A 15170-nucleotide genomic window follows, 5' to 3' on the forward strand; every position below is an offset into this window, starting at 1 on the left:
GGTAAATTGTGCCAGATTAGGCCGTGCACGGGCATGTCGGCGTTCGCACGGCTCGAATTCCTCTCGCGGGTTTCCCCTGGATCGATCCTGCTTGACCATCCGGATTCGGCGCCTTAGATTCTGTACATGTTCCTACATGTTCTTTAATAGGTGTGCAAAAAGGAACAGGTAGTCGCGCCCGCGATTTGCCCACCCGACATCGCTCATCATGAACATTCGCCTGCCGGCCGCTGTAATGCTGATTTGCCTTGCACCCGCCGCGCACGCGGACTCGAGCGTCACCCTGTATGGCATCCTGGACGAATTCGTCCAGGTGGTGAACACGGGCAGCGGCTATACCGGAGCGCTGGGTTCGTCTGGACAGTGGGCGAGCCGATTCGGTCTGCGCGGCACCGAGGATATTGGCGGCGGCAATCACATCAACTTCGATTTGCAGAATGGCTTTAATCCTAACGACGGTACGCTTGCCTCGCCGGGCAGCCTGTTCAATCGCGCCGCCTGGGTTGGCCTATCGGGAGGATGGGGCGAACTGCGCGCCGGCCGTCAGAACTCGCCGGTGTTCAACGACCAGGGCGGCCTCGACGCGTTCGGCGCCTCGACCCAGGCGTCCGGTTTCAGCAACCTGATGACCTACACGGTGCGCACGAGCAACACGGTTTCATACACATCGCCGACGCTGGCCGGCTTGCAGTTCAGCCTCTACACGGGTCTCGGCGATGCGGGCGGGTTCCGCTCGCCGGGTTCGAGCTATCAGGGTGATGTCACGTACTCGCATGGACCGGTCGCGGCCGTGTTCGCCGCGCAAGCGGTGAAGAGTGCGGACGGCAGCGCGACGGACCGGACCGAGGAGGCGGGGCTGTCGTATCAGATCGGCAAGACGACGCTTTACGCAGGGTGGAGCGGTTCGAAGTGGGCCGATATCGATCTGGATGTGAACGTGTACGGCGCATCGGCGCTGTATCAGTTCACGCCGTCGAGCGCCCTCGCATTCGGCTATACCTATCTGCACGACGAGACGGGACAGGGCAACAACGCGAGCCAGGTGGCAGCGCTCTACACGTATACGCTCTCCCGACGCACCACGGTGTACAGCGCGTTGTCGTTCCTGCAAAACCGTGGTCAGGCGGAATACCGGCTGGCGGGCTCGGCCAATGCCGGACTGCCGCTTGCGTACCCCGGCGCGGATGCGCGTGGGTTTCAGTTGGGCATCGTGCAGCGTTTTTGAGGAAAACATGTGCATACTTGTGCTTTTCGAATGAAGGCCCGGCCGCTGCGATGGCCGGGCCCTCCCAGGCACAGGAGCCGCAAGATGGTGAAACGGGCAGTAAAGAGCGCGGAAGTCGGGCGCTCGAAGGCGCATATGGTGGCCGCCACGATCGAGCAGGAGATTCTGAGCGGACGCCTGCCGTTCGGTCAGCAACTGGAAAGCGAGCACGAACTGGTCGAGCGCTTCGCGGTGAGCCGCAACACCGTGCGCAAGGGACTCGACCTGCTGACGAACGGCGGGCTGATTACGCGCAAAGGCGGCATCGGGTCGTTCGTGACGTTCAACGGCCAGACGATCGACGGCACGCTTGGCTGGACCACGGCGATCGAACAGGCGGAGGGTGGGGCGCAGACCCGCCTGCTGCAGATTGCGCTGGTCGAAGACGAGACGCTTGCGCAGGAACTGAAGCTCAAGCGTTCGACGTTTGTGGCGATCGACCGCATGCGCGTTATCGGCGCCGAGGCGCAATGCATCTCGCTCGAGCGCAGCCGTCTGCCGTTCAGCGAAGAGCTGGCTGCGCTGCCGTTGCAAGGGCTGGTAGGCGGATCGTTGAACCGCACGCTGATCGAGCACGGCATGGTGCCGCATCACGGCGAGCAGTGGGCCGAAGTGGTCGGGCTCGATGCGGCCGATGCGCGCCTGCTCAAGCGTCGCGCCGGCACATCGTTTCTGCGTTCGCGACGGCTCACGCGCGACCGTGACGACCGCATCATCGAGTACGTCGTGAGCTTGCTGGATCCGGCGTTTTTTGCACTACATCTGGAATTCTGATGTCTTCGTTTTCGCATTTGACTCACCCCGAATGGACGGATCGTGCGCGTGGCGCGTTTTATGGCCTTGCCCTCGGTGACGCGTATGGCATGCCGACGCAGTCGCTCAGCCGCGAGCGGATCGCCGAACAGTTTGGACGCATCGACAAGCTGGAGAGCGCGTTCGCCGACCAGCCTATCGCCCCGAATCTGCCGGCCGGCTCGATTACCGACGACACCGAGCAGGCGGTGCTGGTTGCCGAGCTTCTGGTGGAGGGGGACGGCACGATCGAGCCGAAGGCGTTCGCGCATGCGTTGATGGAGTGGGAGGCGTCGATGAAGGCGCGCGGCTCGCTCGACCTGCTGGGTCCCTCCACCAAACAGGCGATCGAGCGCATCGCCGCTGGTGAAAATCCGTTGCGCACAGGGCGCTTCGGCACCACCAACGGCGCGGCGATGCGTGTGACGCCGGTGGGGATTGCGTTCGATCTGAGGCAGCGAGAGGCGTTTATCGATGCTGTGTTGCAGTCGTGTGTCGTCACGCACCACACCACGCTCGGTATTGCGAGCGCGGCGGCGGTGGCCGCCGCGGTGTCGGCGGGCGTGAACGGCGCGAGCCTGGCTGCGGCACTCGAAGCGGGGATCGACATGGCGGAGCAGGCGGCGAGCCGTGGCTTCTGGGTGGCGGGAGGAAGGATCGCGCCGCGTCTGCGCCACGCGCGAGAGTTGATCCGCGGCTGTGCGGAACACGACGTCGCGGAGTTGATTTACGACGTGATCGGCACCTCGGTTGCGTCGCAGGAATCGGTGGTCGCCACCTTCGCGCTCGCATTCGACGCCGAGCGACGTGGCGGCTCGATCGAGGCCGCATTGGGCGCGGCCGCGAGTCTGGGCGGCGATACCGACACGATCGCGGCAATGCTCGGCGCGATTCTCGGCGCGTGCTCGGGTTATGACGCGTTGCCGGCCGGACCTGTGGCGACGATTCGACGCGTGAACGCGCTCGATCTCGATCCGCTGGTCGACCGTTTGCTTGGATTGCGCGCCCGCACCGACTGAGGCGCAGGTCCGTTCCGGTAGTTTCCTTCAATCTGGAGATTCGACTCAGATGGCTTCGTCACGCCCGTCAAACAGCGCTCGCCAAGTCGAGACGCGCGGTATCGAACCGGTACCGCCCAGCGAATGCCATGGACATCCGCGCCAGCTCTTCTGGGTCTGGTTCGCGGCCAATATCAGCATTCTCGCTCTGCCGCTCGGCGCAACCCTCGTCGCTTTCCAGCATCTTGCGATCTGGCAGGCGGCACTGGTGGCGATCGTCGGCGCGGCGGGATCGTTCGCGATTGTCGGCGTGATCTCGATTGCCGGACGGCGCGGTCATGCGCCGAGCCTGACCCTGTCGCGAGCGATTTTCGGGGTACGCGGCAACATTGGCCCGACCATCGTCTCGCTGCTGTCGCGACTCGGCTGGGAGACGGTCAATACGACCACTGCCGCCTACGTGCTCCTCTCGCTCGCAACCATCCTGTTTGGCACGCCTGCGCAAGCCAGCCAGGCGCCGGTGCTCACGCTCGTGTTCATTGCCGTGTTCGTCGTGCTGACGTTGATCGTCTCAGGCTTCGGCCATGCCACCCTGCTGGTGATCCAGAAGTGGTCCACCTATGTGTTTGGGGTGCTGAATCTGGTGGTGGCCGGTTTTCTCGCGACGCGCATCGACTGGCATGCCGTGTTCCAGGTCGCACCGGCGCCGGCGAGCGCGGTCGTGATCGGCATCGGCACGATTGCCGCGGGCACCGGAATCGGCTGGGCCAATGCGGGTGCAGACATGTCGCGCTATCAGGCGCCGTCGGTCAAAGGTCCGGCTCTGGTGGCCTCGGCGGCATTCGGCGCAGGCATTCCGCTGATTCTGCTGGTCACGCTCGGCGCGTTGCTGGCGGTCGGCAACGATCAGCTCGCCTCGACCTCCGATCCGATTGCCGCAATTCGCGACATGTTGCCCACGTGGATGGCGATTCCTTATCTGATCACGGCGTTCGGTGGCCTGTTGCTGTCCAATTACCTGTCGGTCTATTCGGCGGGCTTGACGACGCTGACGCTGGGCCTGAAAGTCAAGCGGGTCCAGGCGGTGGTGGTGGACGTGGTGGTGATATTCAGCGGCTCGATCTACTTCATGCTGATTGCCGGCAGCTTTTACGGTCCGTTTATCGGTTTTATCTCGCTGCTTGCGGTGCCGATTACGGCTTGGGTCGGCATTTTTGTAGTCGATCTGATTCATCGTCAGGAGTACTCGGCAACCGATCTGCTGGATGTCTCGCCGGGTAGCGCATACTGGTACAAAGGCGGCATCGAGTGGCGCGCATTGAGTGCGTGGGCGCTCGCCATCGTGCTCGGATTCTGCTTCCTGTCGACCGGCGCGATTCATGGCGTATTCGCTAATTCATGGCTCGGCCGCAATGGTCTCGGCTGGATTGTCACTTTCGTGATCGCAGCAGGCGTGTATGCAGGCCTGGGCGGCGCACGCCATTCGGCAAAAAACTGGAAGACAGCATGATTCAGGCAGTTCCCGCAAAAGTATCCCGATTGATTCATACGGGCCAGGTCATCGTCGATCTCGTCATGCAGATCGAGGCGTTGCCTGCGCCTGGGGGCGACGTGCTCGCCGCCAACGCGTGTTTCGAAGCAGGCGGCGGCTTCAATGTGATCGCCGCGGCACGTCGCAGTCACATGCGTGTGGTGTATGCAGGCGGTCATGGCAGCGGGCGTTTCGGCGACGTGGCGCGTGCGGCGCTCGAGAAAGAAGGCGTGGAGATTGCCGGTCCGCAAGTGACGGGCGAGGACACGGGCCTATGTGTGGCGCTCGTCGACGCGCGGGCTGAACGTACCTTCGTCTCGCATATCGGTGCGGAAGGTGTACTTGAACGGAGTGTGCTGGACGGGCTGCAGGTGACGCAGGACGATATCGTCTATGTGAGCGGCTATAGCCTGATGCTCGCGGATAAGGCCACGGTGCTGCTCGCGTGGCTGGAGCAGTTACCTGCAGGGACGCGCGTTGCGTTCGATCCGGGTCCGCTCGTCGACGCCATTGACGCCATGCTGCTCGAGCGTGTGTTGTCCCGCGTATCGATCTGGACAAGCAACCGCGTGGAAGCGTTGCGTTTCGCCAGGACGGACGACCTCGACGCGGCGTTCGACTCAATCGCCGCCCGCTTGCCAACCGATGCACTGACGGTGGTGCGCGATGGCGAGCGCGGGTGTGAGATACGCGTGACAGCGCAGCGCGATCATGTGCCGGGTTTCAGGGTGAACGCGGTCGACACCAACGGCGCCGGCGACGCCCACACCGGTGTATTCCTCGCCATGCTGGCGAGTGGCGCGGATGCGCACACAGCGGCTATGCGTGCGAACGCAGCGGCGGCGCTGGCCGTGACGCGCCATGGTCCGGCGACAGCTCCGGATGCCAACGAGATTGACGTCTTTCTGGACTCGCGTCGCTGATTCGTCCCTCCGCACACGCTTCCCACTCGCTCTGAACCCCGCGCCCTTGCCGAACCCCAAATTGCCTTGGGGATGAGGCGGGGCGCGTCGTCATTGGTCAAATGATTCGGATAGGATAATCATTCAATTCGGATAATTATTAATAATTTCAACCTGATTAATGTTATCCAAAACGCACCATTATTTAACCGATGTCAAATCTTTATTTACCCCTTGTCAGGAGGGGTGAATCCATTAAGATTCGCATTACAAAAAATTACTGGCTTCGGGGATAAGTGTCGATGGAGAGCGTGTATCTCACGTTATCCAGACCGTTTTGTTCGCCCAGCACTACCGTGCTGGTCAGCAGGTGGCCGCTTGTTCTCACGAGGAGGCATTATGCCAACACAGGCACCGTCTTGGGTCGCACGCTTTTCCGGCGCGACACGTCGTTTCTCGGTTTTATCGCTGATTGGTTTATCTTCCACCGGTTTGTTAACCTCGGCAGCGAATGCCCAGGCTAATTCGCAGGACTGGGTTTCTACCCGCACACATGCATTTATTACCTCGCCACCCAATAATCCGGTAAATGGTGCATTGGTGACGCCGCAGGCGGCCACCAACGCCACCAGCGAGGTGCCCGCCAATAAACCGGTACACGTCGTTATCACGCTTAAACTGCGCAACCAGCAGAATCTTGAGACGTTTATCCGGCAGGTCAATCAGCCGGGCAGCCCGAATTTCCGTCAATATCTGACGCCCGACCAGATTCTCTCCACCTATGCGCCTACCGACGCCCAGGTGGCCGCGGTCCAGCAATATCTGACCCAGGCGGGTTTCACCAACGTCCAGGTGGCGAAGAACCGCATGCTGGTGACGGCCGACGGCACCGCAGCCACGACCCGGGCGGCGTTCAACACGAGCCTCGTGCAGTTCAACGACGCCGGCCGGCAGGTTTACGCCAACTCTGGCGACGCGCAGGTGCCCGCCGCCCTGAGCGAGGTCGTCGACGCGGTGCTGGGCTTGCAGAATGTCGTGACCGCGCACACCAACTATCACCTGGCTCAGCCGGGACAACCCGCGCAGTCTGCGCAAGCGGCGGCAAGCATTGCAGCGGACGCGAGCAAGAAGAGTGCGGCGAAGGCGATCCTGACCGGCCACAACCCGGTCGAGTTTTCCACGCTTTACGACGCCGGCAGCACGCCGACGGCTGCAAGCACCACGATCGGCATTATTTCCGAGGGCGACCTTTCGCAGACCTTATCAGATCTGCAGACCTTCACGAGCAACAACTCGCTCGGCACGGTGCAGACCAACGTCGTGCAAACCGGCCCGTCCGGCAGCGACTATAGCGATACGTCGGGCACGGTGGAATGGAACCTCGACAGCCAGTCGATCGTCGGCGCCGCGGGTGGGGCCGTCAATCAGTTGATGTTCTACGATGCGCCCTCGATGAATCTGGGCGACATCACGGCGGCCTACAACCAGGCGGTCTCCGACAACGTCGCCAAGGTGATCAACGTCTCGCTCGGCGTGTGCGAGGCGAGTGCCCAGCAAGGCGGCTCGCAGTCGGCCGACGACGCAATCTTCAAGGTGGCGATGGCGCAGGGGCAGACCTTCTCGGTCTCGGCCGGCGACCATGGCGTGTACGAGTGCGAGAACGGCGTGCCGCCGTCCAACCTCAGCAGCTATAGCGTCAGCGAACCGGCAACCTCGCCTTATGTCATCTCGGTAGGCGGGACCTCGCTCTACACCAAGGGCAGCCAGTACGACCACGAAAGCGTCTGGAACTCGGGACTCGATAACACCGGCGCGCTGTGGGCGACGGGCGGCGGTATCAGCCAGTACGAGGCCGCGCCAAGCTGGCAATCCGCCGTCACCGGCAATCAGTCGCGCACCGTCCCGGATATCGGCTTCGATGCGGACAGCGCCAGCGGGGCCATCCTCGTCTACCAGGGACAAACGGTCGGCACGATCCCCGGTTATGGTCCGACCGATCCGAACGTCATCGGCGGCACGAGTCTCGCTGCACCGATTTTCTCCGGCATCTGGGCGCGCGTGCAGTCGGCCAATAACAACGGCCTGGCGTTTCCCGGCGCGACGATCTATAGCGACGTCCCCACCGATCCGAGCCTCGTCCACAGCGTCCTGACCGGCAACAACGGCATCACGCAAGGCGGCGTCACGTATGGCTACAGCGCCACGCAGGGCTTCGACTTCGACACCGGCTGGGGCAGTTTCAGCATCGCGCGGCTGAACAGCGACTTCGGTTCTACACCCTCTATCGCGTCGGGTAACGGCACCGCCGGCAGCAGCAGCGACAGCGGCGGGGGTTCGGCGAACCTCTTCAGCCTGCTTGCCAGCTTCTTCAACGGCCTGTGGTCGATGCTGTCCGGGTCAACCGCGACGGCCTGATTCTGCGGCGCCCGTCCGGCTGCTTCGGCCGGACGGCAACACCGTCTCGTGGGTCCATCCCTCAAGGTCTAGCTGTGTCGACTCCCTGGTATCCACTGCTTTGCAGTGCTTACCAGGGGCGTCGTCGTATCGAAGTGTTGTTCCGCATCACCATAACCAGGATAAAAATGAAAGAGATAACTCGTGGAGTGCCTGCCGCCTGGGCGGCTCAGGTCCGGCGCAGCGCGCAAGCGCCGCTGGCCGTTGCGATTCTTGCCCTTGCGGGTTGCGGCGGCAGCGTCAACAGTAATAGCAGCAGCGCGACGCCGACCCAGGCCGACCAGCAACTGACCGACCCCATCGCTTATTCCGCAAAGGCCGGCGACAGCCTGAGCGCGGCGCAGGTGTCGGAGAAGGCGGCGGTGGTGCATCACCAATGGAGCAGCGGCGGCACGACCGTCAACTACACGACGACCACCGGTCACCTGAGCGCGTCGGATCCGAACGGCAACCCGCAGGCGACGATGTCGTATGTCGCGTACACGGCGCCGTCCACCAACGGCACGCCACGGCCTGTCACGTTCTTCTATAACGGCGGTCCGGGTTCGTCGTCGGTGTGGCTGCGGCTCGGTTCGTTTGCGCCGACCCGCGTCGCGACGCCCGACCCGCAACTGACCAACTGGCCCAATTTCCCGCTGGTCGACAATCCGGAAAGCCTGATCGACACCACCGACATGGTGTTCATCGATCCCCCGGGCACGGGTCTCTCCGAAGCAATCCAGCCGAACACGAACCAGACCTTCTGGGGCGCGGATCCCGACGTGCGGGTGATGCGCGATTTCATCCAGCGCTATCTGACGGTGAACAATCGCAGCAGTTCGCCGATCTATCTATACGGCGAATCGTACGGCACGCCGCGCACCGACATGCTGGCGCTTTCGCTGGAGTCGGCCGGTGTGCATCTGACCGGCATCGTGCTGCAGTCGTCGATTCTGAATTACTTCGCGGACGTGGGCGAAACCAACGCGATCACCAACAACAACGCCGCCGACTATCCGACCGAGCTCAAGTACAGCACGGATTCGATGATCGGCTACTTCGTGAGCTTCGCACAGGTGGCCGCGTACTTCGATCAGGTCTCGCCGGCGCCGACCAATCTGGGCGCGTACGCGCAGCAGATCCAGAACTTCGTGACCACGCAGTATGCGTCGCTGACCCAATACGGTCCCACGAATAACTTCGCCGGCACGCCGGTGCTGACGACGCCGCCCGTGTTCCCGAGCAACAACACGATTGCCTCGTGGTCGAGCCTCACGAGCCTGTCGCCGCAGGCGCTGAATGCGTATTTCGGCAATGCGTACTATGGGACCGCGCTGGTGCCGGGCTCGACCATTGGCCGCTACGATGGCCGCGTCTCGCTACCGAGCAGCGATCCGCGCCTGCAGGCGGATTCGGATCCGTCGGACATCCTTATCTCGCAGCCGTTCACCACGGCGCTCGCTACGCAGATGCCGTCGTATCTCGGCTACAGCGCACCGAACGCGACGTTCCAGACGTTGAATAACGACATCATCGGCGCATGGGACTTCAGCCATGACGGGCAGGCCGTGCCGGATACGATCCCCGACCTGCTGGCGGCGCTCACGCTCAATCCGCAACTGAAGGTGCTCTCGGAGAACGGCTATCACGATCTCGCGACGCCGTATTTCATCACCGAAAACCAGTTGGCGCGACTGCAGACCGCGTCCGGCCTGAACGCGAACCTGCAGGTGACGTTCTATCCCGGCGGCCACATGATCTATCTGGACAACACCGCCCGGCCGCAGATGAAAGCGGACCTGAAGTCGTATTTTGCGGGCTCGCCGATTCCGGCCGCGCTCTCGCTCGCCAACCTGCCAGCCGCATGGTCCGACGAAACGCCTGCGGGCACGCCGACACTTGCCGCGATGAAGGTCGCCCCTTAAACACCTTGCGAGGCGGCGGCCGGCCATTGGCTGACGCCTCGCTCTTTTTGCGAGTCATGTCATGCGTATTATTCCTGTCTTGCGGTACGTCGCTTCGGCGACGCTTCTGTGTGCGCTCGCCGTGAGCGCGCAGGCCGAGTCGGTACAGTCGGTGTCCTCGGCCGTGCCGGCGAACGGCGGAGGCGTCGACGGTCCGTTCTTTCCGCGCGCTCGCAGCGCACCGCCTGCGCCCACCACGGGCGCCGCGTTGCAGCAGCAGGCGCAACAGCGTCTTGCGACCAGCCTGGGTGCGGAGGGCGCATTGAGCAACGGCGCCGCGATCACGAAGAGCCAGGCGCAAACGGGCGGCCTCGGTTACGTGGCCGCGCATTTCGATCAGATCGACTCGGCGCGCAGCGGCACCGTGACCATGAAGGAGGTTCAGCAGTATCTGCAGCAGCAGAAGTAAGCGGTCTTAGCTTTGCGGTGGATTTGGATCGTTGTATAACTTGGTAACGGCGGGAGGCGAGCTCGTCGAGAATGAGAGTTCGCCTCCCATGCAACGTAACCTCCATCCCAGAGCCACCCAAGATGACCCGCGACGCGCAAGCAGCCAATCCCATCCGCAGTGAAATCGATCTGGATTCGAGCGGCAAACACACTGGCTACCTGCGGCTGCCTCATTCGGTCCACCGCTCGGCGTATGGCTGGATCCCGATTCCGATTGCGTCGGTCCGCAACGGCGACGGGCCGGTGGTGCTGATCATGGCCGGCAATCATGGGGACGAGTACGAGGGGCAGGTGATCGTCTCGCAACTGATCCGCGAGATCGAGCCGCACATGCTCAGCGGACAACTGATCCTGCTGCCGATGGCCAACTTCCCGGCCGCAGAGGCGGGCCTGCGCACCTCGCCGCTCGACGGCGGCAATCTGAACCGCACGTTCCCGGGCAATCCGGCCGGCACGCCGACCGAACTGATTGCCGATTACATCGAGCATACGCTGCTCGCCCGCGCGGACTATCTGGTCGACCTGCATTCGGGCGGCAGTTCGTTGCTGTATCACGGGGCCAACATGCTGGCGATCGAGCCGCGCGATGCCGAAGAGGACGCGCGGTTGCGCGCGCTGCTGGCTGCGTTCGGTTTGCCTAACGCGTTTCTGCATCCCGAGAATCCGGTTCATGCGGCGACCGCCGCGCGGCGCCAGGGCGCGATCTCGATCCTCACCGAACTGGGCGGCGGCGGAGTGGTGCAGGCGAAACTGTTGCGCGAGGGGCGCCAGGGACTGCTGCATCTGCTGGGCTTCATTGGGCTGCTGCATGGCGCGCTCGTGCCGGACAGCGCTCCGGCTGCCACCCGCTTCATGCGCGTTTCAGGCTCGCGCCATTATGTCTACGCTTATGACCGCGGTTTATACGAACCACTGGTGGAGCTGGGCGAGCAGGTCGTCGAAGGGCAGGCGGCTGCGCGTATCCATTTTCCCGAAACGCCTTTGCGCGAACCCGTCACGCTGCATTTCACCGGCGCCGGGGAGGTCGTCTGCAAACGCGTGCCCGCATTGGTGCAGCGGGGCGATTGTCTCTATCATCTGGCCGAACCGGCGGGGCAATAGCGCGGCATTAAACTTCGCGATCCTTATAAACAAAAAGGGGCGGGCGCTGTTGTGATAACAGCACCCGCCCCAGCTTTTTAACCCGCCGTGCGCTTACCGCTTACACGTCCAGGCGAGACTTAGTGGCTTGCCCCATCCCACGCCGGCAGCGTCGCGCCATGATAGACGCTGAGAATTTCAGCGGCCACGTTAGGCTGCTGATAGCTCTGAACCAGCGCGTGGACCCACGGCGCGTTCGCATCCTTTGCATTGACGGCGAGGAAGTTGCGATACGGATTGCCGTTCACCTGCTCCTGCGCGATACGTTCTTGCGGAATCTTGATGCCGGCCTTGATGGCCCAGTCCGTGTTGATCACGGCGGCGTCCACATCGCCGATCGCACGGCCCACGATACCCGCGTCGAGTTCCTTGATATGGATGTGCTTCGGATTGTCCGCGATATCGCGCGCGGTCGGCAGCAGGCCGACGTCGGCACGCAGCGTGATCAGATGCTGGGCTTGCAGCAACAGCAGCGAGCGTCCTTCGTTACTCGGATCGTTCGGCACGGCGACCGTGGCGCCATCCGGCAGATCGGCCACTGACTTCACCTTGCGCGAATAGAGGCCAATCGGCTGCACATAGGTAAAGCCCACCGGCACGATCGTGTAGCCGCGCGCCTTGATCTGCGCGTCGAGATACGGCTTGTGCTGGAACGAATTGGCGTCGAGGTCGTGTTCCGAGAGCGCCTCATTGGGCTGCGTGTAGTCGGAGAACGTCGTGATCTTGATGGCGAGGCCCTGCTTGGCGGCGTTCGCGGCCACGACGCGCCACACGTCCTCATCTTCGCCGGACATGATGCCGACGCGCAGGGTTTGCGGAGCCGCCAGCGCGAGTTGCGAGGTGGCGACGCCCAGACCGAACACAACGGTGGCCAGCGCGGTTTTCAGCAGGTTTCTTTTATTCATGATGCACGGTAGCCGTGTAGTGGATGATGGCCGCATCCTATGTAATGAGGAAGGGGGCTGGCAAATACTTTTCCGTTGGTTGCTAAATCCGCTGAGGCATATATGGAAAGCGCCAACCCGCGCTATCCACAACCGGATATTTGCTTACCTCGAAAGATCATTTCGATGCCTCAGGCATGACGCGTAAGATTTTCGACTCCATGGGAAACGGGAGCAGTGTGTCCGGGCAAACGAACGTTGCGCGGCGCGTGGCACCCGTTGTACCCAACCCGATGCTCACCAACTCACGACGTTGGCCCAACCTGAGGCTGACGCGACCCGTCAAACATGGACACGCTACGATGAACCACTCGACACGCCGGGGCCGCCGGACCTTCCTTGCCGCCTTGGGCGCGACGCTGGCCGGCACCGCACTGCCGGCATGGGCCAAGTTCCAGCCCGATCAGTTCAGGATCGGCTACCAGAAGTCCGCCACCACGCTCTTGCTGTTGAAGGCACACGGCACGCTGGAAAAGCGGCTCGCGCCGCTAGGCATCAAGGTCTCGTGGAACGAATTTACGGCCGGCCCGCAATTGCTGGAGGGCCTGAACGTCGGCGCGATCGATTTCGGCTATGTCGGCGAGGCGCCGCCCGTGTTCGCGCAGGCCGCAGGGGCGGACTTCGTCTATACCGCGTATGAACTTCCGGCGCCTCGCGCGGAAGGCGTGGTCGTCGCGAAGAACTCGCCTATCAAGACGGTGGCGGATCTGAAGGGCAAGAAGGTGGCGTTCAACCGCGGCTCCGACGTGCACTGGTTCATCGTCGCGCTGTTGCGCAAGAACGGTCTCGACTTCGGCGATATCCAGCCGGTCTATCTGGCGCCTGCCGATGCGCGTGCCGCTCTCGAGCAAGGCGCAATCGACGCCTGGGCGATCTGGGATCCGTTCCTCGCCGCTGCGCAGGCGCAGAGCGGCGCGCGCCTGCTGGCCGATGCGCAAGGCGTCGCCAGTCACCACGAGTTCTTTCTGAGTCAGCGTGAGTTTGCGCAAAAGCGTCAGAACGTGGTCGCCATCGTCATGGAAGAGTTGAACAGGCAAGGGCAGTGGGTCAAGCAGAACACGGCTGCTGCGGCCGCGGAACTCGCGCCCCTTCAGGGGCTCGACGTGTCGATCATCCAGACCAGTCTTGAGCATTACTCACACGTCTACAAGCCGATCGACGCCGAGGTGCTCGCCGAACAGCAGCGAATCGCGGATACGTTCTACGAACTGAAGCTGATTCCGCGCAAGATCGTCACGAAGGACGCGACGCTCGCGTAAGCGGCGGTGAAGACCGCGAGCGGCGATGTGAAGCCCAGGCAGTAAGCGCCGCACCGGGAAATCGCAAATCCTCATAAGCAAGTTCCAATTCGATAGTAGGCGTGGCAAGCCTCTGCTGGTCCAATAGACGGTTCAACCTGTTCGCCACAAGCGTTACGCAGGCTGTGCGTTTCTCCGTCACAAGGGAGGGAGCGTTGTGGGCGGACGGGTGTCACCTCTGTCGGTACGAACCATCATGTCCACTCTCGAATCTCCCTCCGCCGAGGCGCCGCTGCCTCGGCGTCCCGATCCCGCCCGTGTCCAGCGCATTGCCGGCGACGCCCAGGCGATCGCCGCCGCCCACGCCCTCGCCGAGCGGTTCGCGGCCGGCGCTTCCGAGCGCGATCGCCAACGCCTGTTGCCATGGGCTGAACTGGATCTGTGGTCGGAAAGCGGCCTTGGCGCGATCACCGTGCCGCGCGAATTCGGCGGCGCCGATGTGTCGTACGCCACGCTCGCCGAAGTGTTTGTGATCCTGTGTGCAGCCGATCCGGCTTTGGGCCAGATTCCGCAGAACCATTTCGGCGTGCTGGGCGTGCTGCGCGAAATCGGCACGCCGGCGCAGAAAGCGCGCCTGTATGGCGAGGTGCTGGCGGGCCAGCGGCTTGGCAACGCCGGTCCGGAGCGCCGTTCGGCGAACGTCAGGACCATCCTGCAGGGCACGACGCGGCTGACTGCGACGCCTGATGGCTTGCGCCTCGACGGCCAGCGTTTCTACTCTACCGGTGCGCTGTTCGCGCACCGCGTTCCCACTCGCGCCACCGACGACGAAGGCCGCGCCGTGCAGGTCTGGGCGCCGCGCGACGCGCCGGGCCTGACGGTGGTCGACGACTGGAACTCATTCGGACAACGTACGACGGCAAGCGGCACGGTGACGTTCAGGCAGGTGCCGGTCGATCCGCAGGACGTGCTGCCGATCTGGCAACTTGCCGAGCGTCCGGGCCTGTTCGGGCCTACTTCACAACTGATTCAGGCTGCCATCGATCAGGGCATTGCGCAAGCGGCGGTGGCCGACACGCTCGCCTTCGTGCGCGAACGCGCGCGTCCGTGGGTCGATTCCGGCCTTGAGCACGCCACTGACGACCCGTACATCATCGCCGACGTGGGCCGTCTGCAGATCGATCTGCACGCCGCGCACGAGGTGCTGCAGGAGGCGGGCCACACACTCGATGCTCTTGCCGCCGCGCCCTCCCTCGACGCCGAGGCGAGCGCACGTGCCTCCGTCGCGGTGGCCGAAGCCAAGATCCTGACCACCCGCATCGCACTGGAAGCGAGCGAAAAGCTGTTCGAGCTGGCCGGTTCATCCTCGACGCGCGCCGCGCATAACCTCGATCGCCATTGGCGCAACGCACGCACCCATACGTTGCACGATCCGGTGCGCTGGAAACTGCACCTGCTCGGCAACTATCACCTGAACCAGGTGCTGCCCGCGCGTCATTCGTGGAACTGAAGAA

The 15170-nt window shown here is 63.2% G+C and carries 12 protein-coding genes; 11 read left to right on the forward strand and 1 reads right to left on the reverse strand.

The window, feature by feature from the left end:
• Positions 1–208 precede the first annotated feature (208 nt).
• The 9 genes from BUS12_RS08590 (at position 209) to BUS12_RS08630 (ending at position 11435) form a co-directional block, all read left to right on the forward strand.
• Complete coding sequence (locus tag BUS12_RS08590) at positions 209–1225, forward strand: porin (RefSeq protein ID WP_074295299.1); 1017 nt, start codon at positions 209–211, stop codon at positions 1223–1225.
• An 84-nt stretch (positions 1226–1309) separates the two neighbouring features.
• Positions 1310–2038 carry a GntR family transcriptional regulator gene (locus BUS12_RS08595; RefSeq protein ID WP_074295300.1) on the forward strand — a complete coding sequence of 243 codons (729 nt, stop codon included), beginning with the start codon at positions 1310–1312 and terminating at the stop codon, positions 2036–2038.
• Positions 2038–3075, forward strand: a complete 1038-nt coding sequence (locus tag BUS12_RS08600; protein ID WP_074295301.1) for an ADP-ribosylglycohydrolase family protein — start codon at positions 2038–2040, stop codon at positions 3073–3075. Before BUS12_RS08595 ends, BUS12_RS08600 begins: the two co-directional genes overlap by 1 nt.
• A 49-nt stretch (positions 3076–3124) precedes the next feature.
• The gene (locus tag BUS12_RS08605) at positions 3125–4564 is read left to right on the forward strand and encodes a purine-cytosine permease family protein (RefSeq protein ID WP_074295302.1); all 1440 of its coding nucleotides are present in this window, start codon (positions 3125–3127) and stop codon (positions 4562–4564) included.
• Positions 4561–5508, forward strand: a complete 948-nt coding sequence (locus tag BUS12_RS08610) for a PfkB family carbohydrate kinase (RefSeq protein ID WP_074295303.1) — start codon at positions 4561–4563, stop codon at positions 5506–5508. The genes BUS12_RS08605 and BUS12_RS08610 overlap by 4 nt, the downstream gene beginning before the upstream one ends.
• Positions 5509–6087: 579 nt before the next feature.
• Positions 6088–7902, forward strand: coding sequence for a S53 family peptidase (locus tag BUS12_RS08615; protein WP_253190038.1), 1815 nt, complete (start codon positions 6088–6090; stop codon positions 7900–7902).
• Positions 7903–8069: 167 nt separating this feature from the next.
• A complete protein-coding gene (locus BUS12_RS08620) occupies positions 8070–9845 on the forward strand; it encodes a S10 family serine carboxypeptidase-like protein (protein ID WP_074295305.1) in 1776 nt (591 codons plus the stop codon).
• A 61-nt stretch (positions 9846–9906) separates the two neighbouring features.
• Entirely contained in the window at positions 9907–10293 is a 387-nt protein-coding gene (locus BUS12_RS08625) for a hypothetical protein (RefSeq protein ID WP_074295306.1), read from the forward strand.
• Positions 10294–10415: 122 nt separating this feature from the next.
• Complete coding sequence (locus BUS12_RS08630; RefSeq protein ID WP_074295307.1) at positions 10416–11435, forward strand: succinylglutamate desuccinylase/aspartoacylase family protein; 1020 nt, start codon at positions 10416–10418, stop codon at positions 11433–11435.
• Between the two features lie 119 nt (positions 11436–11554).
• Here the strand turns inward: BUS12_RS08630 and BUS12_RS08635 are convergent, their stop codons facing one another.
• A complete protein-coding gene (locus BUS12_RS08635; RefSeq protein ID WP_074295308.1) occupies positions 11555–12379 on the reverse strand; it encodes a MetQ/NlpA family lipoprotein in 825 nt (274 codons plus the stop codon).
• Between the two features lie 341 nt (positions 12380–12720).
• On the opposite strand from BUS12_RS08635, the gene BUS12_RS08640 reads away from it, so the two are divergent.
• Complete coding sequence (locus BUS12_RS08640; RefSeq protein WP_074295309.1) at positions 12721–13677, forward strand: sulfonate ABC transporter substrate-binding protein; 957 nt, start codon at positions 12721–12723, stop codon at positions 13675–13677.
• A gap of 235 nt (positions 13678–13912) precedes the next feature.
• A complete protein-coding gene (locus BUS12_RS08645; RefSeq protein WP_074295310.1) occupies positions 13913–15166 on the forward strand; it encodes an SfnB family sulfur acquisition oxidoreductase in 1254 nt (417 codons plus the stop codon).
• Positions 15167–15170: the final 4 nt, after the last annotated feature.

The sequence above is a fragment of the Paraburkholderia phenazinium genome (assembly GCF_900142845.1).
GTDB classification, from domain to species: Bacteria; Pseudomonadota; Gammaproteobacteria; order Burkholderiales; family Burkholderiaceae; genus Paraburkholderia; species Paraburkholderia phenazinium_A.

Coding starts and splice junctions, on each gene's coding strand:
- BUS12_RS08590 (WP_074295299.1), top strand. CDS start 209: ATGAACATTCGCCTGCCGGCCGCTGTAATGCTGATTTGCCTTGCACCC.
- BUS12_RS08595 (WP_074295300.1), top strand. CDS start 1,310: ATGGTGAAACGGGCAGTAAAGAGCGCGGAAGTCGGGCGCTCGAAGGCG.
- BUS12_RS08600 (WP_074295301.1), top strand. CDS start 2,038: ATGTCTTCGTTTTCGCATTTGACTCACCCCGAATGGACGGATCGTGCG.
- BUS12_RS08605 (WP_074295302.1), top strand. CDS start 3,125: ATGGCTTCGTCACGCCCGTCAAACAGCGCTCGCCAAGTCGAGACGCGC.
- BUS12_RS08610 (WP_074295303.1), top strand. CDS start 4,561: ATGATTCAGGCAGTTCCCGCAAAAGTATCCCGATTGATTCATACGGGC.
- BUS12_RS08620 (WP_074295305.1), top strand. CDS start 8,070: ATGAAAGAGATAACTCGTGGAGTGCCTGCCGCCTGGGCGGCTCAGGTC.
- BUS12_RS08625 (WP_074295306.1), top strand. CDS start 9,907: ATGCGTATTATTCCTGTCTTGCGGTACGTCGCTTCGGCGACGCTTCTG.
- BUS12_RS08630 (WP_074295307.1), top strand. CDS start 10,416: ATGACCCGCGACGCGCAAGCAGCCAATCCCATCCGCAGTGAAATCGAT.
- BUS12_RS08635 (WP_074295308.1), bottom strand. CDS start 12,379: ATGAATAAAAGAAACCTGCTGAAAACCGCGCTGGCCACCGTTGTGTTC.
- BUS12_RS08640 (WP_074295309.1), top strand. CDS start 12,721: ATGAACCACTCGACACGCCGGGGCCGCCGGACCTTCCTTGCCGCCTTG.
- BUS12_RS08645 (WP_074295310.1), top strand. CDS start 13,913: ATGTCCACTCTCGAATCTCCCTCCGCCGAGGCGCCGCTGCCTCGGCGT.